Origin of the sequence: Streptomyces sp. NBC_00344, from assembly GCF_036088315.1 — a bacterium.
Lineage (GTDB): Bacteria > Actinomycetota > Actinomycetes > Streptomycetales > Streptomycetaceae > Streptomyces.
This window is the reverse complement of record NZ_CP107996.1, coordinates 4,322,527-4,342,064: the sequence shown is the minus strand read 5'-3', so window position 1 is coordinate 4,342,064 and position 19,538 is coordinate 4,322,527. Positions and strand designations below refer to the sequence as shown.

The window sequence follows — 19,538 nt, the reverse complement described above, 5'->3', positions numbered from 1 at the left end:
TGTACAGGGTGACCACCGCCAAAGGCATCGGAGAACGCCATGGGGATTGACGAACTGGACGGGCGGCTCATCCTGCTGCTGGCCCGCGAGCCGCGGATCGGGGTGCTGGAGGCGTCCCGGCGGCTCGGTGTGGCGCGCGGAACCGCTCAGGCGAGGCTGGACCGGCTCCAGTCGCACGGCGTGATCCGCGGCTTCGGACCCGACGTCGACCCGGCCGCCCTGGGCTATCCGGTGACCGCCTTCGCCACGCTGGAGATCAAGCAGGGCCAAGGTGCCGACGTGCGGGCGCACTTGAGCTCGGTTCCCGAGGTTCTGGAACTGCACACCACCACCGGGCACGGCGACATGCTGTGCCGTCTGGTGGCCAGGTCGAACGCCGACCTTCAGCGGGTGATCGACCTGGTTGTGGTTTTCGATGGCATTGTCCGCGCTTCCACGGCGATCGTCATGGAGAACCCGGTCCCCCTGCGGATCATTCCGCTGGTGGAACAGGCGAGCAAAGGAAGGAGCCCCGGCGAATGAGCTTCTGGACCTACCTCGGCATCCGCTACCAGCAGCTGCTGGTGGACGACCACCAGCACGCGAGCGCGTGTTCCAGGTGATGGTCGTCGCGACGCTGCCGGGCGTGCTGATCGGGGTGCTGGCCTAGCGCACGGAGTGGGCGTGAACCGGCTGCTCAAGGAAGGGCTCATCGGGAAGGGCCGCCGGATACGGCACCACGGGCCGACCGGATACGGCGCCGCGGGTCCCGAGTTGCAAAGAAGTGATTGCAAAAATCTATTGCAATGACTTCTTTGCAACTCTACAGTGGTCGCATGACCGGCCCCGAAGACTCCCCCGCACCCTCCCCCGCACCCTCACCGGCGCGCGAATACCGCACCCTCGACGCACGCAGCCTGCGCGGCCTCGCCCATCCCCTGCGGATGCGACTGCTGAGCTCGCTGCGCCAGAACGGGCCGGCCACCGCCTCCCAGCTCGGGGCCCGCCTCGGCGAGTCCAGCGGTGCCACCAGCTACCACCTGCGCCAGCTCGCCGACCACGGATTCATCGAGGACGCACCGGAGTTCGGCAAGGGACGCGAGCGCTGGTGGAAGGCCGCCGTGTGGGGCACCACCTTCGACGACCGGCTGTACGACGATCCCGATCCGGCCGTGCGCGGCGCGGCTGACCTCTTCATCCACGAGGTCGCGACGATGCACTCCCAGGAGCTGTCGACCTGGATCGGCACCTCCCGCGACTGGGGGCTGGACTGGATCAGGAGCTCGGACATGAGCGACTTCACGCTGCGCCTGACCCCCGCGCAGACCCATGAACTGATCCACCGGGTGCACGCGCTCATCGAGAGCTACACCGAGCAGGACCCCGGCGACGACGCCGGAGCCGCCCAGGTCCGTATGCACCTGCACGCCTTCCCGCGCACAACCGACTGAAGGGCCGTCCCGTCATGCACGCCGACATGTACCTCCAGCTGCATCGTGAGCGCACCGCCGAACTGCACCGACAGGCCGCCGAGTACGCCCGGGCACCTCACCCACACCGCATCCGCCACCAACTGGGCTGGACTCTGGTCGAGTTGGGTCTGCGCCTCACCCTTCCCGAGCCTCGCAGGCGGGCCCGGATCGCATGAGCGAGCCGGGGGGCCGCATACCACTCGCCGCCGTACTGACGGCCAACACCATCTCCACCGCGGGCAGTTCACTGACCCTGATCGGCGTTCCGTGGTTCGTGCTGGAGACCACCGGAAGCGCCGGCCGGGCCGGGGCGGTCGCCTTCTGCGCCACCCTGCCGATCATCGTCTCCGCACTGATCGGCGGCCCGGTCATCGACCGGCTCGGACGACGGCGGGTCAGCGTCGCGTCGGACCTGGTCTGCGGCGCCGCGGTCGCCGCGATTCCGCTCCTGCACTTCGCGGACACGCTCGCGTTCTGGATGCTGTGCGCACTGATGGCGGTCTGCGGACTCGTCCAGACACCGGGCTCGACCGCCCGCTATGTGCTCGTCCCCGACCTCGCCGAGCAGGCGGGCACTACCCTCGCCCGTGCGGCGAGCCTCTTCGACGCGGTGTCCCGGGGCGCCAGAATGGCCGGGGCGGCGCTGGCCGGGGTGCTGATCTCGGTGATGGGCGCGGAAGCCGTGCTCCTCGTCGACGCGGTGACCTTCGGGGTATCGGCCCTGCTGATATCGGCGGGCCTGCGCGGGCTGCTGGCGGCGGCGCCGATGAAGGCCGCCACCCCGGTCTCACCGGCCTCGTACCGGGCCGAACTCCGTGAGGGCTACGCGCACTTGCTGCGCGACCGGCTCCTGCTCGCCGTCACCGTCATGGTGATGGCCACCAACGGGATCGATCAGGGCTGGGGCTCGGTGCTGCTGCCGCTGCACACCCGGCAGGAACTCGGCGGCGCCGCCGACCTCGGGCTGCTCGCCGCGCTCTTCGGCGCGGGCGGGCTGCTGGGCGCACTGCTGTACGGCGTGGTGGGACACCGCTTCCCGCGGCGGGCGGTGTTCACCGCGGCGTTCCTGCTCTGCGGGGCGCCACGTTTCGTGGTGGCGGGCCTGACGTCGAGCACCCTGCCGCTCGCGGTGACGATGGCGCTGGGCGGTCTGGCCGGCGGGATGCTCAACCCGATCCTGACGACCGTCACCTATGAGCGGGTGCCACAGGAGCTGCGCAGCCGGGTCTCCGGAGTGCTCACCGCGGGCTGCGAACTCGCGATGCCGATCGGCGGGCTGGGAGCGGGGCTGCTGGCCTCAGCGGCCGGGGCTTCGGGTGCGCTGCTGATCGTCGGCGCGCTCTACTTCCTGACGACGCTCAGCCCACTGCTCTTCCCCGCCTGGCGGACGATGGACGAATCGCCCGGCCTCCTCAGCAGCTCGGAACCGGGCCACCCGTCTTCAGCGCACGGAGCGTCGCGACCGCGCCCTTCAACGTCGTGACCGGGATCAGCCGCAGCCCGCGCGGAAGCTCCGATGTGGCATCCGAGCACTCGGCCTTCGGCACCAGGAAGACGGTCGCCCCGTCCCGGGCGGCGGACTGGGTCTTCAGCGGCACTCCGCCGACCGCGCCGACCTTCCCGTCCGCGCTGATGGTGCCGGTTCCGGCGATGGTCCGGCCGCCGGTGAGGTCGCCGCCCGCGCCGTCGCCGTCCAGCTTGTCGACGATGCCGAGAGAGAAGAGAAGTCCCGCGCTGGGCCCGCCGACGTCGGAGAGATACAGGGTCACCTTCGCCTTGTCCGCCCGGTCACCGAGGTAGCCGAGAGCTGCCTCGGTTGCGCTGTCCTGGGAGCCCCTCATCTCGTCCAGGTTGTGCCGCTCGATCTGCGCGTCGCTGCCGCCCGACGGATACACCGCCCCGCGCGGCATCACCGCCCGGTCCGTACGGAACCATCCGTCGACCACCTGCCCCAGACGCACATCGGTGGAGGGACCGGTCGCCTCGATGGTCACCATCCGCAGCTGTCCCTTGGTGGCCCGGACCGGCTCCCCGGTGATGGTGATCACCGGCTTGCCCCGGTCCTTGCCCAGGACGTCGGCGGTCAGGCCGGGCTGTGCCACCGCGAACGGCAGCGGCGCGAAGGCCGCGGTCCCGAGCAGGGCGAGTACGAGAACGGTGCAGGCGGTGAGGGCGCGGGGGCGCGGGTGACGGATGAGCACCTCATCAATGTATCGGGCGGCGCACCCGGCCCCGTAAGGCCGGTGCGCCGGCTGTCTCTCCCGCCCCTACCGCAGTGCGTCCGCCACCTCGCGCGCGGCGTCGAGCACCCGCGCGCCCACCCGCTCCGGCACGGAGTCGGCGAGCATCACCACACCCACGCTCCCCTCGAGTCCCGTCACCCCTATCAGCGGGGCGGCGGCACCGCTCGCGCCGGCCTCGAGTTCGCCGTGCGTCAGTGTGTAGCCGGGCCCTTCGAGCTGCCCCTGCCGCGAGGCCAGGATCGCCCGCCCTGCCGCGCCCCGGTCCAGCGGATGACGAAAACCCGCGCGGTACGCCACGTGGTAGTCCGTCCAGGTCGGCTCGACCACAGCGACGGCCAGCGCGTCCGAACCGTCGACCAGGGTGAGGTGCGCGGTGGCCCCGATGTCCTCGGCCAGCGACCGCAGGGCGGGCAGCGCCGCCTCCCGCACCAGCGGATGGACCTGACGGCCCAGGCGCAGCACTCCGAGCCCGACCCGGGCCCGGCCTCCCAGGTCGCGGCGGACCAGCGCATGCTGTTCCAGGGTGGCCAGCAACCGGTAGACCACCGTGCGGTTGACGCCGAGTTTGGTGGACAACTCGGTGACGGTCAGCCCGTGGTCGGTGTCGGCAAGCAGCTTGAGGACGCGCAGTCCCCGGTCGAGCGTCTGAGAAGTCTCGGCGGTCACGACGCCCACTCCTTAAGTGGTGGCCGCGGCGGCTCGGCCACGTGAGTCGCGCCACCGGTCCCATCGGCGACGCGCGCAGAGGCCGCCGGCAGGTCCATGGCACCGGCTGCGCTCCGAGGCGACACTGCCACGGGGCGTATGCGTTTCCGGGACAGTAGCGAGCCGGTCCGCTCAGCGGAAGGGCTCGTCCAGAATCCGGGCACTCGGGGCCAGGATTGCCCTGATCCTGGCGAAAGGGCGGTGCTCCTTGACCGGAACACCAGCCATTTCTGTCACGGCCCGGCGGGTGCGCCGGTGACCGGCCCCGGCCACCGGCGCACCCGCCGCGGGCCCCGGAAGGGACCCGGACCTCCCGGTGGCACCCCCCGCCGCGGCCCCGGCGGCCGACCGGCCATCCGCCGGGCCGCACCCGGCGCCGCGCCGGCCTCACCGCATCCGGGTGGCCCACTCCTGGACCTTCGCGATCCGTTCCTTCAGCTGGCCCGCGGTGGCCTCCGCGCTCGGCGGACCTCCGCACGTCCGGCGCAGTTCGGTGTGGATCACACCGTGCGGTTTGCCGCTCTGGTGGGTGTAGGCGGAGACCATCGTGTTGAGCTGCTTGCGCAGTTCGAGCAGCTGCTTGTGGGTGACGACCGGGCGCGCTTCGGCGGCCTTCTCCAGCAGGTCGGCCTCCTCGGCCGGCTTCTGGCGGCTGTGCGCGATCTGCCGGGTCTGCCGCTTCTGCAGCAGCAGCTGGACCTGGTCGGGCTCCAGCAGGCCGGGGATGCCGAGGTAGTCCTGCTCCTCCTCGCTGCCCGGGTGCGCCTGCATGCCGAACTCGGCGCCGTCGTAGAGAACCCGGTCGAAGACCGCGTCGGACTCGAGGGCCTCGAAGGGGAGTTGCTCCTCGGTTTCCTCGTCCTCCAGCTTCTCCGCGTCGGCGAGCAGCTGGTCCTCCTCGGCGAACGGATTCTCCTCGTCACTGCCCTTCTTGGGCTTGTCGAGCACGTGGTCGCGTTCGAGTTCCATCTCGTTCGCGAAGTCGAGGAGCATCGGGATGGTCGGCACGAACACCGAAGCGGTCTCGCCGCGCCTGCGGGAACGTACGAACCGGCCCACTGCCTGGGCGAAGAAGAGCGGCGTCGAGATGGTGGTGGCATACACGCCGACCGCCAGGCGGGGAACATCGACACCCTCGGAGACCATGCGGACCGCGACCATCCAGCGGGAATCGTCGGCGGCGAACTGGTCGATCTTCTTCGACGCGGCCTTCTCGTCGGAGAGTACGACGGCCGGCCGGTCACCGGTGATCTTCTTGAGGATCTTGGCGTACTCGCGTGCGGTGTCCTGGTCGGAAGCGATGACCAGGCCGCCCGCGTCGGGGATGCCCTTGCGGACCTCGGTGAGGCGCTTGTCAGCGGCGGCGAGGACGTTCGGGATCCACTCACCGGTGGGGGCCAGCGCGGTGCGCCACGCCTGGCCGATCGCGTCCTTGGTCATCGGCTCGCCCAGCCGGGCGGCGATCTCGTCGCCTGCCTTGGTGCGCCAGCGCATGTTGCCGCTGTAGCTGAGGAAGATGACGGGACGGACGACTCCGTCGGCCAGCGCGTTGCCGTAGCCGTAGGTGTAGTCGGCGGACGAGCGGCGGATGCCGTCGTTGCCCTCCTCGTAGGCGACGAACGGGATCGGGTTGGTGTCCGAGCGGAACGGCGTACCCGTGAGGGCGAGCCTGCGGGTCGCCGGGTCGAACGCCTCCTGGCATGCCTCGCCCCAGGACTTGCTGTCACCGGCGTGGTGGATCTCGTCCAGGATGACCAGGGTCTTGCGCTGCTCACAGCGGTTCCGGTGAAGCATCGGGCGTACCCCGACGCCCGCGTAGGTGACCGCGACCCCGTCGTACTCCTTGCTCAGCGGTCCCGCGCTGTAGTCCGGATCGAGCTTGATGCCTATCCGGGCCGCCGCTTCCGCCCACTGCTTCTTCAGATGCTCGGTCGGCGCCACGACGGTGATCTGCTGCACGACATGGTGGTGCAGCAGCCAGGAGGCCAGGGTCAGCGCGAAGGTGGTCTTCCCCGCGCCGGGCGTCGCCACGGCGAGGAAGTCCCGGGGCTGCTCCTCGAGATAGCGGTCCAGGGCGCCCTGCTGCCAGGCCCGCAGCTTGCTCGCGGTGCCCCAGGGGGCGCGGCCGGGGAAGGCGGGTGAGAGGTGGTGGGAGGCGGTAGTAGTCACGGTCTCCGAATCGGTTCTCTGGTGCAGGGCGCGTCGGTACGACAACCGGGCCACCCTACCGGGGGGCGACCGGAGGTCCGGGTGAACGACGCCTCTCCCGGGCGCGATGAGACCCGGGTCACTCCGCCAGGGCGCGCAGTTCCAGAGAGATCGCCTTCACTTCCTCCGCCCGTCCGGTGGCCACGGCGATCACCAGCCGTTCGGCTGCGTCGGTGTCCGGCCGCAACTGCACACCGTTCATGGCCAGGAAGACGACGCACGAGACCCGGGCGGTGCGCTTGTTGCCATCGATGAAGGGGCGGTTGATGGCCAGCGACTGGAGGCGAGGCCGCCTTGTCGAAAGGATCCGGGTACGCGTCCTGGCCGAACATTGATGCCGATGGGCGGTGCGCGGCCGACATACCAGAACGGCACCACCAGGGGCACCACTCAGCCCTGCGGCGCTGCCCGCAACCGCGTAGCCACCCACGCCCCCACCAGCGCCACCCCCGCCATCGGCAGGAACACCGCCGCGAAGGCCGCAGGGTGCGAGCCCGCCACCCCGTGGCGCAGCGCGCCCACCGCGCCGCCGCCCAGCGCCGCGAACGCCGCGCCGCCCACCGCGAGCAGCAGGACGTTCGAGAGGCCGTCCGAGATCTGCAGCGCCGCCGAGTTGAGGCCGGCCTCCCCCGGCGCGGACAGCTTCAGCAGCAGCACGCTGGTGGACGCGATCACCGTGCCCATGCCGTAACAGCCGAACGCCCAGGCGACGGCGACCGTCCAGACCGGCACGGATGGGATCAGCACGCTCGGCGCCGTCGCGATGGCCGCGGCCACCAGGATCATGGCGAAGACCATCAGCTGCTGCCGGTACGGCTCGAGCCGCGGCCGGGACTGGACGTACGAGCCCAGTGCCCAGGTCCCGCCGCCGGCGGCCAGCGAGAGGCCGGCCAGCGTCGGCGAAAGCCCCCGCTGGGTGACCAGCATCAGCGGTACGAAACTCTCGGCGGCGATGAACGACCCGGCCGAAATGCCCCGCAGCAGCACCACCGAGGGGAGCCCGCGCGCCGCCCGGCAGGTGCCGCGCGGCAGCAGCCCGAGCACGGCGGGGACCAGCAGCGCCGCCCCGGCCACCGCGGGGACGAGGGAGAGCCACCGCAGGTACTGGCCCGCGTACTGGAGCAGCCCGGCCCCCACCGAGATCCCGAGCGCCAGCCGGATCCGGCGCCGGTCGAATTCCGGCGCGGGCACCGAGGGATCGGCGGGCCCCGATGCCATCCGGCGGATCGCCGGGAGCGCGAGAGCGAGCGGCGGCACCACCAGGACCGGGACGCCGATGAACACCCAGCGCCAGCCGAGATGCTCGGTGACGGCACCGGCCGCGAGCGGCCCGACGACCGAGGGGACCACCCAGCTCGCGGCGAAGGCCGCCATGATCGAAGGCCGCAGACGCTCCGGGTAGGCGCGGCTGACCACGACGTACAGCGCGACGATGACCAGTCCGCCGCCCAGCCCCTGAACGGCCCGGCCCAGGATGAAGAGCCACATCGTGGACGCCGTGCCGGCCACCAGCAGTCCGGCCCCGAAGCCGGCTATGCCCGCGGCGAGCGGCCCCAGCGGCCCGCTCCGGTCGGCCCACTGACCGGACAGGACCATGGCGAAGAGCGAGGTCGTGAAGAACGCGGAGAAGGCGAGGGCATAGAGCGGGACGCCGTGCAGTTCGCGCGCCGCGACGGGCATCGCGGTGCCGACCGCGGTCGCCTCGAAGGCGATGAGCAGCACAACGGTCACGATGCCGATGCTGAGCGCCCGGTGGGTACTGCCCAGTATCCCGGCGGGCCGGCCCGCTTCCCCGCTCCCCCCGGTGATCGCGGCGGAGACCGCGGCGGTGACGTCGGGAGGGACGTCGGAGGTAGTGAAAGAAGCGACGTCGGTGTCGCGGGGTTCCAGGGCGCTCATCGCTCCAGAGTAAGGGGCTTATCGCAGTATGACCCCTGTCGCAAGGCAGGATCCCGCTCGGTCCTTGGTCGTAGGACCATGAACGGCGTATGGCAGTCGTGTTGCGGGACGGCCCACTTCCTTGAGGTCGTCCGCAGGGGGCGCCTACGGTCGTCGTACTCGAGCGATTCGGATGTCTCGCCCGGGGACCGGCCGTGTGCCCGAGTGGTTCAGGGGCTCGATTGCAAATCGAGTTACGTGGGTTCGATTCCCGCCACGGCCTCTCTTGCTGTCCGCTGCTCCGTTACGCCGGCCGCAGGCCGTGACCGGCGCGGAGGTGGAGCACCGCAGGGGAGCGGCCCGGCGATTGCCGCCGCTGCCGTGCGCCCGGGCCAGTCATCGCATCCGTGCGGAAGCTGCCCCTGCACGGACTACGGACCGCCCGCCTGCCTGCCTGATGGACGGCACCGCTCATCACACCGGTGCCGGGCGGGGTGGGCCCCGGTGACCGTCGCGGCGCTGCTCCCGCAGACCGTCCAGACCGATGGGGGACATCACGGCACGGTGCGGATTCCGCGGCCCGGGCCGGCGGCCGGACTCCGGGCCGAGTGAGGGCCACCGGACGACCGGGCGGCCCGGGGAGCGTTACTGCTGGGCTCACTTACCGGAGCCGACGTGGTAACCGACGGGGTCGACGTAGACGTCCGGAGCGTGGCCGCTGGATGCGGACACAGTGATGGCCAGATTGTTGAGATTCACGATCTCCGAGATCTTCTCGTTGGGCGGAGTGACGGAGAGCCGGGTGTACTTCTTGCCGGAGCCGCTGGTGTCCGGGATGTAGTGCAGCAGGAAGCGGGTCTCCTCGCCGGCCCCGATGGTGACGGTGGAGGCCGAGCCCTCGGTGCGGGCGGCGTCGGGCCCGGTGTCGCCCAGCCCATCGGGGCCCACGAGCTGGACGCCCGGGAAGCCGTGCATGCTGCACGTGCTGGAACCGGTGTTCTTCATGTTGACGACTATCTCGTTCTCGGCCATCGCGGAGGATGCGGTCATGTCGAGATCGTCGGTCCTGCACATGGAGCCCGACGCCGCGGACTGGGTCTTGGCGGAGAGCTCGCTGCCCTTGCCGGAGTTGGCGGAGGAGCTGTTGGAGGAGCTGTTGGACGAGCCGGTGGAGGAGCCGGACGAGGAGGAACCCGAGGTCGAGCCCTGGCCGCCGGTGGAGCCGCTCGCCGCGGTGGACGCGCTGGCGCTGGCGGAAGTGCTCGATCCGTCGCCGCTGCCGCACGCGGTCAGCGAGAGGCCGGCAGCGGCGACGACGAGGGCGAGGGCGGAGATCTTCTTGACGCGCATCGGTACTCCTGGGAAGCGGTGTCGTCCCGCTCGCTCTGGCTGAGCGGGACGCTGTTGTTTCATAGGACACCTATAGCCGGGCGATCCGTTGCGGCCGGAATTCGATCAAGACGCCCCTGTGACATACGAGTCGACGGGCCGTTACGGGAAGGCAGAGGAACCGGGGCAGACCGGGCACCATGGCTCCGGCCGCGGCCGCCGGGCCCAGCACACTCACAAGGTGACGCCGACAGCGCACCTGCCTGGCCTTTCTCCGTCCCGCCGGATCCTGCGGTGCTTCAGACGGCACCGCCGGATCCTGCGGTGCTTCAGACGGCGCCCCCATGGTCCCGGCCCACCAGCCGTGGCAGCTCGAGCGCCGACATGCCGGGGCCGGACGGGACGGGCGGCAGGAACCGGGACCCGGGCCCGCCGGCCAGCAGATCGGCCTCCGCATAGCGGCGGGTCAGCCGGTGCCAGTTCAGGATGGCGGCCATCCAGTCCTCCAGCTCCCGGACATAGCTCCGCAACGCCTCGCGGGTCTCGCCGTCGAGGCCGAAATCCTCGAACAGCACCGGGAGTTCATGCTTGGCGACATGCCGGAACTGACGCATACGGGATTTCATCAGATCGTCGACCATGGCGAGCGCTGTCGGGTAGTCGATGCCGAAGAAGGCCTGCACCACGAGGATCGCGTTGTGCACCTCTCCCTCGAACTCGATCTCCTTCTGGTAGGAGAAGACATCGTTCATCAAGGAGGCGTAGTCGGCCGCCGAGCTCTCCAGTGCCTTCACCGTGCCACTGCGGAAGACCTCATCGGGGATCCGGTGGCCGTGGCCGAGCCGGGCCAGCGCCATGGTGAGATCGGAGCCGAAGGTCATGCGGCGCATCTCGATGTAGTCGACCGGTTCGGGGATGCGGTGCTGCGCCTGGTTGGCCAGCTCCCAGAGCCAGCTGGCCGTCATCTTCTCCACCGCGTCGCGGAAGGTGCGCCGCGCCGCCCCGTCCATCGCGCCCGCCGTCCGCGTCCAGAGATCGGCCAGCGCACGTTCCATGACGTTCGCCGGCGCCGGGGCCGCCTCCCCCTCCAGTGGCATGAACAACGAGAACCGTTCGTTCTGCGCCTTGGCCGCGGCCAGGTCGCGGGTCCGCCCGTAGACGAGCGGGAAGTAGTCGTCGGCGTAGGTTCCCCAGGCCAGCCAGGCCGATGCGAGATCCAGTTCCACGGCCGTCGCGTCCGGGTCGATTCCGGCGGCGCAGACGGGGAAGTCGAAGCCGGCGAGCTGCCGTTCGTCCCAGATGTCGTCCAGCATCCGCATCCGGTGCGCCCAGTCGGCCAGCTCCTTCCTGGCCGACGCGAGATGCGGGTTGAGCGTCAGCGCGAACGGCATGTCGAAGTCCGGCAGCCTGGACGGCCCCACTCGTTGGTGCGGGACATGGGCGTGATGGCGCAGGCGGGCGGCCCCGGTCACGCCGAGGAACTTCCTGACCTCGGCCGCCGACGTCCCGAGCCCCACCGGAGCCAGTGGCAGCCCGGGCTCGGAGGCGGCCTTGCCGCCCCCGTTCATGTAGCGGCTCGACCGCATGTGCCACTCGTGACCGCCGGACTGCCAGTCCTGAAGGCCCTTCGCATAGGTGAGGGTGTCCGCCACGGACTCCGGGTCCAGGCCGTGCTCGGCGAAGAGCGGCCCGAGTTCGGTGAAGAAGGTGTTCTCGAACTGATGGAGCCTGGCGGTGAGCAGATCGTTGACCGCGTCCGCCGCCTCCTGCGTGGTGCACTTCAGGAAGGTCTCGAGGACCAGCACCCCGTTGCTGAGTTCGCCCTCGTCCTGGATCTCCCGCTCGTAGGAGAAGAGGTCGTTCCGCAGGTGCACTCCGTCGGAGAAGGTGTCCTTGAGCACGCGCAGCGGACGGGATTCCGCCACGGCGGCCGGCACTTCCGCACCCGTCGCGTATTCGATGAGCCCTGCCGACCAGGGAGCGCCGCCGACCTTGCGCCGCATCTCGATGTACTCGACGGGATTGGACACCCGCCCGGCATTGATATTGGAGAGTTCCCAGAGGGATTCGTTGAGCAGGTTCTCGGTGCTCTCGGCGAAGCGGGCCCGCCAGCCCAGGGACATACCGGGAACCGTGCGGGCCCAGAGGTCGGCGAGTCCTGCCTCGACCTGATTCCGTGGCTCGGGAAATCCATCGGCCAGGTCCATGGGCATGAACGCGGGCAGCCGGTCCAGATATGCCTTGCCGCCCTTCCGGTCCTGGGACCGCTTGAATTCCTCCAGGAAATGGTCGTCGAAGAAGAAGACCCACACGTACCAGTCGGTGACCAGTGAGAGTTCGGGCCCGCCGCAGTCGGGATGGGTATAGGCGCAGAGCAGCGCGTAGTCATGGGAATCGAGGTCGTGTTCCTCCCAGATTCCGGAGCCCTCCAGCATTCCCATGTCCCTCGCCCACTGTTTTGTGTGGGTACGGGCCTCTTCGAGGTGAGCATTCAGTCTGGCCGGATGCGGCAGATAGAAGTCCGGCAGTTCAAAAGGCTGTGACACGGGTTTCAGGCCCTTTCCCGGGAGGCTGCACAGTGATCGGCTCAGCGCTACCCGGGGGTGTGGGCGGACATTCTTGGTGTGCTGCGGGTCTGCCCATACGTATGACTCGGCCGGAAAACCCGGACGTGGCAGGGGCGGTGTGCTGCGGGTCGCCCGCGGCGGGCTCACCTGACGATACGGAGCGGCCACGGGCGGCGTCCCGCGGCGACACCGCCGGGGCCTTCGCCCCGGGGGGCTGTCCCGTGACAGCGGCAGGCAGAGCGACGCACGGCGGTCCGGGGCGGGCCCCCGGAGGGGCGCGGGTGTCAGGCGTTGACCACCGCGGCCTGCGGCCGGATCGGAAGCCGGCTGACCGGGCGCCCGGTCGCCGCCCGCACCGCCGCTGCCACCGCCGCCGGCGAGGTCACCACCGGCACCGCGCTCGCCGCCTTGGCCCCGAAGGGCGCCACCACATCGCGCTCCTCGACCAGCTTCACGATGCGGATGTCGGGGGCGTCCAGAGCGGTCGGCAGGGCGTAGCCGGTCAGATCGGGGTGGCGGATCACTCCGCGCGTGGACCGGAGGTTCTCGGTCAACGCGGCTCCCACGCCCTGCGTGACACCCGCCTCGATACGGGACACCAGCAGCCGGGGGTTGAGGACCCGGCCGACATCCTGGGCGACCGCCATCTCCACCACCCGCACCGAACCGAGCTCGATGTCGACGTCCACGACCGCGCGGATCGCACAGAAGGCGAGGCCGACAAAGGCGTCGCCCTGCCCCGACTCGTCCAGCGGTTCGGTCGGATGGGGGCGGCACTGGGCCGTCGCCCAGAGTTCCTTGCCGTCCATCGCCTCGGTGACCGTGGTGGAGAGCACCCCGTCATACGAAGTGATCTTGCCGTCGGCGATCTGCAGCAGCTCGGTGGACATGCCGAACTTGTGGGCCAGCGGCTGGAGCAGCTGGGTGCGGACCATCTTCGCCGCCCGCTCGACCGCACCGCCGGACACCCAGGTGTGTCTGCCGTGGGTGGCGGGTCCCGCCGGGGGCTGGTCCGTGTCGACCGACGCGACATGGACCTCCTCGATACCGAGGGTGTCCTGGACGATCTGCCGGGCCAGTGTGGAGAAGCCCTGGCCGGTCTCGACGGCGGCGCAGATGACGGTGGCCACGCCGTCATGGACCTTGACCGTGGCGGTGGAGACCTCGTCCGCGCCCTCGGCGCCGAGCATGTGGACCATGCCCAGGGCGTAGCCGACACCACGGCGCACCGCGCCCGGCTCGCCCGCACCCTCCGGCCCCCCGGGCAGCAGCCAGTCGCCCTCGGGACTGTCCTTGGGCAGCGCGGGTAGCGGGAACTCCCTTACCGAGCGCAGCAGTTCGGCTACCGGCGCCGGGCAGGTGATGGTCTGTCCTGTGGGCAGCAGATCGCCGGTGGCGATCGCGTTGCGCAGCCGCAGCTCGGCCGGGTCGACGGAGAGCTTGGCTGCCAGTTTGTCCATCTGGCCCTCGTACGCGGCGCAGACCTGGAGTGCGCCCTCGCCGCGGACATGCCCGGACGGAGGGTTGTTGGTGCGGACCGCCCAGCCCTCGATGAAGGCGTGCGGGACGACATAGGGGCCGCAGGCGAAGGCCACGGCCGCCGCAAGCGACTCGGACGAGGCGTCCGCGTAGGCACCCGCGTCGAGCAGGATCTGCGCCTCGACCTTCACCAGCCGGCCTTCGGAGTCCGCGTGATGGCGGTAGCGGAGCAGGGTGGGATGGCGGTGCGCATGACCGAGGAACGACTCCTCGCGGGTCGCGGCGAGCTTGACCGGGCAGCCGGTCTTCAGCGCCAGCAGACCCAGCGGGAGCTGGAAGCTGCTGTCCTCGCGGTCACCGGTCGCGCCGGGGACCCCGGTGACGACCACCTTGACCCGGTCGGGGTCGAGGCCGAAGCAGGCAGCCGCGAGATCGCGGTCGGTGTGCGGGTCGGTCGACGCGGTGTAGATCTCGACACCGCCGTCCGGGCGGGGGACGGCGAGTCCGGCCTCGGCACCGATGGGGGCCGGATCCTGCCGCCCGATGCGGTACAGACCCTCGACGATCACATCACCCGTGATGTCCGGGTCGCCGAAGCGCAGCGGGATATGGCGGATCAGATTGCCGTCGGGGTGCAGGGACTCGGCGGCGAAGGCCTTCTCCGGGTCGGTGACCGGCTCCAGCACCTCGTAGTCGACGATGATGGCGGCGGCGGCGAGCCTGGCGGTGTCCGGGTGGTCGGCGGCGACCGCGGCGATCGCCTCACCGTGGTGGCGGACGACTTCGGACGCGAAGACCGGGCGGTCGGCGATCCTGCGGCCGTGCGAGCCGTCGCCCGGGATGTCGGCATGGGTGACCACGGCGTGCACCCCCGCCATCGAGGAGGCCGCCGTGGTGTCGATCGAGATGATCCTGGCGTGCGGGTGCGGGGAGCGCAGGATCGCCGCCCACAGCAGACCCTCGGCCCACAGGTCGGACGCGTAGGGGAAAGTGCCCTCGGTCTTCGCCCGGGTGTCCGCCGGGGGGAGTGAGGCGCCGAGGCCGTGGGCCGGCAGTTCCTGCTCGGGACTGTCGACCGCCGGTGTGGCCTCGGTGGCCGCGTCGCTGCTCACGCCATGCCTCCGTCGTGCTGCTGCGGGTACGGGGGCTGGACGCCGCCCGCCCCGGGTGGTGCCTGATGCGGAATCCGGGCGTCCTCTGCCGCGCCGGCCGCTGCCGCGCGTCCCGCGACGACCTCACCGACCGCGTCGAGCACACCGCGATAGCCGGAGCAGCGGCAGAGGTTGCCGCAGAGTGCCTGTCTGGTCTCGAGCTCGGTGGGGGCGTGATTGCCCTCCAGGAGATCGTGGACCGTCATGGCCATACCCGGGATGCAGAAGCCGCACTGGACGGCCCCGCACCCGGCGAGTGCGCGCTGCACGTCGGACGGCTCGCCGTTGACCGCGAGCCCCTCGACCGTACGGACCTCGGAACCGGCCGCGGTGGCCGCGGGCACCAGGCAGGAGGCGACGAGCCGGCCGTCGACCTGGACGTTGCAGGCGCCGCACTCGCCCTGCGAACAACCGTCCTTGGCGCCGGCCAGACCGAGGCGCTCCCGCAGGACGTACAGCAGGGATTCGCCGATCCAGGCGTCGGTGACCGGGCGGTCCGAGCCGTTGACGCGCAGCACGTAGGAGGCGGGGGTGTGATCGCTCTGGGCGAATCCGGTCGCCGGCTCCGCGGCGGGGCCCGGGTCCTGCGCGTCGCCGCCCTCCGCCGTCGCGGGGTCCGCGCCGTCCGGCTCGCCCGGCGGGGCGGGTCTGCCCTCTTCGGGGGTGCCGTCCGATGGCGCCTCGTCGGCGGGGGCGGCGTCCTCGGGAGTGCTGCCGTCCGGGACGCTGTCGTCGGCCGCATCTGCCGGTTCCCGCGGCAGCGCCCAGGGCGCGGCAGCACCGCCCGGCAGAGTCGCAGGGCCCATCAGCGACGAGGTGGTGAACTCGCCCGATTCCTCGGGGACATCGCCATCGGCGACCGGGATCGTCCACTGTCCGGTGAGGTCCCCCGCGGTCTGCGACGGTTCCCCCTGGGCGGAACCCTGGTCGTAGGCCGCCCGGTCACCGGCCTCGTCGAACGTCCACTGCCCGGTGGCCCGCGGGTCGTAGGCGCCGGCGTCCGGCGCGGATCCGGGCACCGCGTCGTGCGAGGACTCCGGCCACTGGACCGACTGCGGTACCGCCCACTGCCCGGTGGCGCCGGGGTCCGTGCCGGCCGCCGGGGTCAGCGGCAGGATCATCGGGGGTACGTATCCGTGGCCCGGCGCGGCCAGTGGCGCACCGTCCAGGTCCATGCCTTCGGGCAGCTGCACGAAGGCGGTGGCCTCTGCGTCGTACTCGCCGCCCTGCGGGACCGGCTGCCAGCCGCCGTGGTCGTCGTTGGTGGTCACGACAGTGCCCTCCCCAGTGCTCGCCGGGCCAGTGCGGCGACAGTGCGCCGCAGGTGCAGTACGGCCGGGGAAAGCGGCTGCGCCTCTCCCCCTTCGGCAGGTGGCTCGGGGTCCGGGATACAGGCGGCCGCCACGTACTCACCGAAGGCGGTGAGCGCGTCCTGCGCGAGTCCCCGCTCCCCGTCCCAGTCGATCAGCGAGGCGATCCATCGCTCGGCCTCGAGGGGACGCAGCGGCATCGGCGCTATGGCGCCGACCGCACAGCGCACCCCGCGCCTGGCCGGGTCGAGCACGACGGCGACCGACGCGGTCGCCCGGCCGGGGCCCGTACGGCCGGTGGCCTTGAGGAACACCTGGGGAGCGTGCAGCAGCGGAACCCGCACGAAGCCCACGAGTTCGGCGGGTTGCAGCATGTCGCGGCCCGCGAGCAGATGCGAGACCGGGGTCTCGCGGCGCGAACCGTCGGGACCCGCGACGACCAGCGTGGCCTCGAGCGCGGCCAGTACGGGAAGCGCGTCACCGGTCGGTGCGGCGGTGACGACATTCCCGCCGAGCGTGCCCGCGTTGCGGATCTGGGGCGGCCCCGCGGCACGGGCGGCGGCGGCCAGAGCGGGGATCAGTGCCGCGAAGTCGGGCCGTCCCATCCTGGCGTGCGAGAGTCCGGCACCGAGCAGCGCATGCCCGTCCTGGTAGTGCCAGCCCCGGATTTCGCTGATCCTGCCGAGTCCGACGAGACCGGCGGGCCGCAGCAGTCCGGAGTTCACTGCCGTCATCAGGTCCGTGCCACCGGCGACGGGCACGGCGGCGGGCATGGCGATCAGCGCCGCCACGGCCTCGTCGAGCGACGCAGGCAGCGTCACGGACTGCGCCGCCTGCGGTGCGTGCGTGGTCAACCCAGCTGCCCCTTCCCGGTGTCCCGGTGTCCCTGCTGCGCCGTACGGTACGTGCTCAGAGCCCGGACGAGGCAACTCTGGCACATCTTCCGAGCCGCCCGGCGCGAGGGTCCGTGAAGGACGGATCCATCCCGTCACGAACCGATGACCCGGATTCGCACACCCTTGTCATGAAGCGACCATTACCGCGCGTTCTGCCGCGTTCCCGCACCTCTGCCGCACCGGGTTCGGTGCGGCAGACCATGTTCCCAGGCAGTCTCCTCCAGGCACCCGCCTTACCGCCATGCTCACACGTTTGGGGGCGTCCCCTCGATCGGGCGTCCGAGCCCGCTGCCCGTCAGCCCCGCGGGTGCGGGCCTGCGCTGCCACGGCAACGGGCCACCGGGCGGGCGGTACTGGACTCCGAGAGCGTCCAGTCGCCGGTAGTGCGCCGTCATCCGCCGCGCGAAGTCAGCGAAGTCGCGCCCGGCAGGTTCCGGCAGCGCCGACCAGGCGACCTCGGCGAACGCCGAGAGCCGCGGGAACATCTGATAGTCGACCCGGTCGCGGTTCTCCATCACCTCGGTCCAGACGTTCGCCTGCGCACCGATGACATGCGCGGCCGCCTCGGGCGTCAGCCGGGGCGGCACGGGCTCGAAGCGGTAGACGTCCTCCAGGGTGCGGACGTACCCGATGGGCATGGGTTCGTCGTCACCGCCGTCCTGCCGGTGGTCCAGATACACCTGCTGCTCGGGACACATGACGACATCGTGGCCTGCTTCGGCTGCGGCGATCCCGCCGGCGTAGCCGCGCCAGGAGGACACGGCGGCACCGGGCGCGAGACCGCCCTCCAGGATCTCGTCCCAGCCGATCAGCCGGCGGCCCCGGCCGGCGAGCCAGCTGTCGAAGTGCCGGATGAACCAGGACTGGAGCTCGTTCTCGTCCGCGAGCCCCAGCTCCTCGATACGGGCCTGGGCGGCCGGCGACTCCTTCCACTGGTCCTTGGGGCATTCGTCGCCGCCCAGATGGACGAAGGTGGACGGGAAGAGTTCGAGGACCTCTTCGAGCACCTCCTCGTAGAAGCGCACCGCCGTCGCGGAAGGGGCCAGCACATTCGGGTTGACGCCCCAGGTGTCCCACACCGAGAGGGCGGTTGTGTCCACCACATCGGTGTTGCCGAGCTCCGGATAGGCGGCGATCGCGGCCTGCGAGTGACCGGGGACATCGATCTCGGGCACCACGGTGATGTGCCGCTCGGCGGCGTACGCGACGATCTCGCGGATGTCGTCCTGGGTGTAGTAGCCGCCGTGCGGCTTCTCGTCCCAGAGCGGTGACGCCCGGTGGCCCCACTTCGTACGGGCCCGCCAGGAGCCGACCTCGGTCAGCCGGGGGTGACGCCTGATCTCGATGCGCCAGCCCTGGTCGTCGGTGAGGTGGAAGTGGAAGACGTTCAGCTTGTGTGCGGCGAGCAGGTCGAGGCACCGCAGCACGCCGTCCTTGGGCATGAAGTGCCGTGCCACATCGAGCATCATGCCGCGCCAGGCGAACCGGGGGCTGTCCTCGATGACCTGGTGCGGGATGCGGTGCGTGGCGTCCGGCCCGACCGGTGCGCGCCTGAAGGCGCCGGGGCCGAGCAGCTGACGGAGCGTCTGAGCGCCCCAGAAGACTCCGGCCGCACCGCCACCACTGATCACGACGCCCCGGTCGGCGGTCACTTCGAGCCGGTAGCCCTCGGGGGCGAGGGTGTCGTCGATGAGCAGACTCACCGTGTTTCCCGCACCCTCCTCCCCCGGGGCCAGCGGCAGCCCGAGAGCGGCGCCCACCGTGTTCCGCAGCCATCGCTCCGTGCCCCCGGTTCCGGGGGCGGCCCGCAGCACGGTCCCGGCATCGAGCAGGAAGCCGGAGCGAGCGGGGCCGGAGGCGCTGCGCGGGGCGGGTATCAGGTCCATCGGCGAGCTCCTTCGCGAGCTTCACGAACGACCCCCGTGGCACGCCGCAGCGCACCCCGGGGGTCGTGAAGGCCGTACACGATCGTTGAGCGGGGAGGACCGGACCTACTTGTCCTGGCCGCCGCCCTTGCCGCCCTTGCCGCTCTTGTCCTTGTCGCCACCGGCGCCCATGGACTCGTAGATCTCCTTGCACATGGGGCAGACCGGATACTTCTTCGGGTCACGGCCCGGTACCCAGACCTTGCCGCACAGTGCGACGACGGGCGTGCCTTCCAGCGCGCTCGCCATGATCTTGTCCTTCTGGACGTAGTGGGCGAAGCGCTCGTGGTCGCCGTCGCCGCTGGACACCTGTGGCGTCGGCTCCACGAGGGTTCCCGTACCTGCCCCGCGCTCGGGCTCAAGAGTGCTCATAGCCATCAAGGGTACTGACTCATT

15 protein-coding genes, 1 tRNA gene and 1 pseudogene are annotated in these 19,538 nt (G+C 71.0%); 5 read left to right on the top strand and 12 right to left on the bottom strand.

The genetic code is table 11. The features are described from left to right. The first annotated feature begins 39 nt into the window (after positions 1-39). From OHS16_RS19565 to OHS16_RS19550, 4 genes are all read left to right on the top strand, one after another. Positions 40-522, top strand: a complete 483-nt coding sequence (locus tag OHS16_RS19565) for an Lrp/AsnC family transcriptional regulator (protein WP_328538501.1) — start codon at positions 40-42, stop codon at positions 520-522. Positions 523-815: 293 nt separating this feature from the next. Then, positions 816-1,430, top strand: a complete 615-nt coding sequence (locus tag OHS16_RS19560) for an ArsR/SmtB family transcription factor (RefSeq protein WP_328538500.1) — start codon at positions 816-818, stop codon at positions 1,428-1,430. A 14-nt stretch (positions 1,431-1,444) separates the two neighbouring features. Then, positions 1,445-1,627, top strand: coding sequence for a hypothetical protein (locus OHS16_RS19555; RefSeq protein WP_328538499.1), 183 nt, complete (start codon positions 1,445-1,447; stop codon positions 1,625-1,627). Continuing rightward, positions 1,624-2,934 carry an MFS transporter gene (locus OHS16_RS19550; protein WP_328538498.1) on the top strand — a complete coding sequence of 437 codons (1,311 nt, stop codon included), beginning with the start codon at positions 1,624-1,626 and terminating at the stop codon, positions 2,932-2,934. Before OHS16_RS19555 ends, OHS16_RS19550 begins: the two co-directional genes overlap by 4 nt. Here the strand turns inward: OHS16_RS19550 and OHS16_RS19545 are convergent. The 5 genes and pseudogenes from OHS16_RS19545 to OHS16_RS19525 form a co-directional block, all read right to left on the bottom strand. Next, positions 2,864-3,652 (bottom strand): S16 family serine protease, encoded by a 789-nt coding sequence (locus OHS16_RS19545; RefSeq protein ID WP_328538497.1) that lies wholly within the window; start codon positions 3,650-3,652, stop codon positions 2,864-2,866. The two genes, OHS16_RS19550 and OHS16_RS19545, sit on opposite strands and share 71 nt — an antisense overlap. A 66-nt stretch (positions 3,653-3,718) precedes the next feature. Beyond that, positions 3,719-4,360: an IclR family transcriptional regulator gene (locus OHS16_RS19540; RefSeq protein ID WP_328538496.1), complete on the bottom strand. Its 642-nt coding sequence runs from the start codon at positions 4,358-4,360 to the stop codon at positions 3,719-3,721. A 426-nt stretch (positions 4,361-4,786) separates the two neighbouring features. After that, positions 4,787-6,568, bottom strand: a complete 1,782-nt coding sequence (locus tag OHS16_RS19535; RefSeq protein WP_328538495.1) for a DEAD/DEAH box helicase — start codon at positions 6,566-6,568, stop codon at positions 4,787-4,789. 118 nt (positions 6,569-6,686) lie between these two features. Next, a pseudogene (locus tag OHS16_RS19530) lies at positions 6,687-6,966 on the bottom strand (type II toxin-antitoxin system death-on-curing family toxin); the annotation flags it as partial. 31 nt (positions 6,967-6,997) lie between these two features. Continuing rightward, positions 6,998-8,506, bottom strand: a complete 1,509-nt coding sequence (locus OHS16_RS19525) for an MFS transporter (RefSeq protein WP_328538494.1) — start codon at positions 8,504-8,506, stop codon at positions 6,998-7,000. Between the two features lie 190 nt (positions 8,507-8,696). On the opposite strand from OHS16_RS19525, the gene OHS16_RS19520 reads away from it, so the two are divergent. After that, positions 8,697-8,768 (top strand) — tRNA-Cys (locus tag OHS16_RS19520). 374 nt (positions 8,769-9,142) lie between these two features. Here OHS16_RS19520 and OHS16_RS19515 read toward each other — a convergent pair. From OHS16_RS19515 to OHS16_RS19485, 7 genes are all read right to left on the bottom strand, one after another. After that, positions 9,143-9,835, bottom strand: a complete 693-nt coding sequence (locus OHS16_RS19515) for a DUF4232 domain-containing protein (protein ID WP_328538493.1) — start codon at positions 9,833-9,835, stop codon at positions 9,143-9,145. A 308-nt stretch (positions 9,836-10,143) separates the two neighbouring features. Then, positions 10,144-12,360, bottom strand: a complete 2,217-nt coding sequence (locus tag OHS16_RS19510) for a terpene synthase family protein (RefSeq protein WP_328538492.1) — start codon at positions 12,358-12,360, stop codon at positions 10,144-10,146. A 305-nt stretch (positions 12,361-12,665) separates the two neighbouring features. Further along, complete coding sequence (locus OHS16_RS19505; protein ID WP_328538491.1) at positions 12,666-14,972, bottom strand: xanthine dehydrogenase family protein molybdopterin-binding subunit; 2,307 nt, start codon at positions 14,970-14,972, stop codon at positions 12,666-12,668. Further along, the gene (locus tag OHS16_RS19500; RefSeq protein ID WP_328538490.1) at positions 14,969-16,282 is read right to left on the bottom strand and encodes a 2Fe-2S iron-sulfur cluster-binding protein; all 1,314 of its coding nucleotides are present in this window, start codon (positions 16,280-16,282) and stop codon (positions 14,969-14,971) included. Before OHS16_RS19500 ends, OHS16_RS19505 begins: the two co-directional genes overlap by 4 nt. Beyond that, positions 16,279-17,175: an FAD binding domain-containing protein gene (locus tag OHS16_RS19495; RefSeq protein ID WP_328538489.1), complete on the bottom strand. Its 897-nt coding sequence runs from the start codon at positions 17,173-17,175 to the stop codon at positions 16,279-16,281. The genes OHS16_RS19500 and OHS16_RS19495 overlap by 4 nt, the downstream gene beginning before the upstream one ends. Positions 17,176-17,462: 287 nt before the next feature. Beyond that, positions 17,463-19,103, bottom strand: coding sequence for a beta-N-acetylhexosaminidase (locus OHS16_RS19490; protein WP_328538488.1), 1,641 nt, complete (start codon positions 19,101-19,103; stop codon positions 17,463-17,465). A gap of 105 nt (positions 19,104-19,208) precedes the next feature. Beyond that, entirely contained in the window at positions 19,209-19,514 is a 306-nt protein-coding gene (locus tag OHS16_RS19485) for a DUF3039 domain-containing protein (RefSeq protein WP_328538487.1), read from the bottom strand. Between the last annotated feature and the right edge of the window lie 24 nt (positions 19,515-19,538).

Bases quoted from the DNA above. Each gene is read 5' to 3' on its own strand.
- OHS16_RS19490 (WP_328538488.1), bottom strand. From the start codon at position 19,103: ATGGACCTGATACCCGCCCCGCGCAGCGCCTCCGGCCCCGCTCGCTCC.
- OHS16_RS19565 (WP_328538501.1), top strand. From the start codon at position 40: ATGGGGATTGACGAACTGGACGGGCGGCTCATCCTGCTGCTGGCCCGC.
- OHS16_RS19525 (WP_328538494.1), bottom strand. From the start codon at position 8,506: ATGAGCGCCCTGGAACCCCGCGACACCGACGTCGCTTCTTTCACTACC.
- OHS16_RS19555 (WP_328538499.1), top strand. From the start codon at position 1,445: ATGCACGCCGACATGTACCTCCAGCTGCATCGTGAGCGCACCGCCGAA.
- OHS16_RS19560 (WP_328538500.1), top strand. From the start codon at position 816: ATGACCGGCCCCGAAGACTCCCCCGCACCCTCCCCCGCACCCTCACCG.
- OHS16_RS19550 (WP_328538498.1), top strand. From the start codon at position 1,624: ATGAGCGAGCCGGGGGGCCGCATACCACTCGCCGCCGTACTGACGGCC.
- OHS16_RS19485 (WP_328538487.1), bottom strand. From the start codon at position 19,514: ATGAGCACTCTTGAGCCCGAGCGCGGGGCAGGTACGGGAACCCTCGTG.
- OHS16_RS19515 (WP_328538493.1), bottom strand. From the start codon at position 9,835: ATGCGCGTCAAGAAGATCTCCGCCCTCGCCCTCGTCGTCGCCGCTGCC.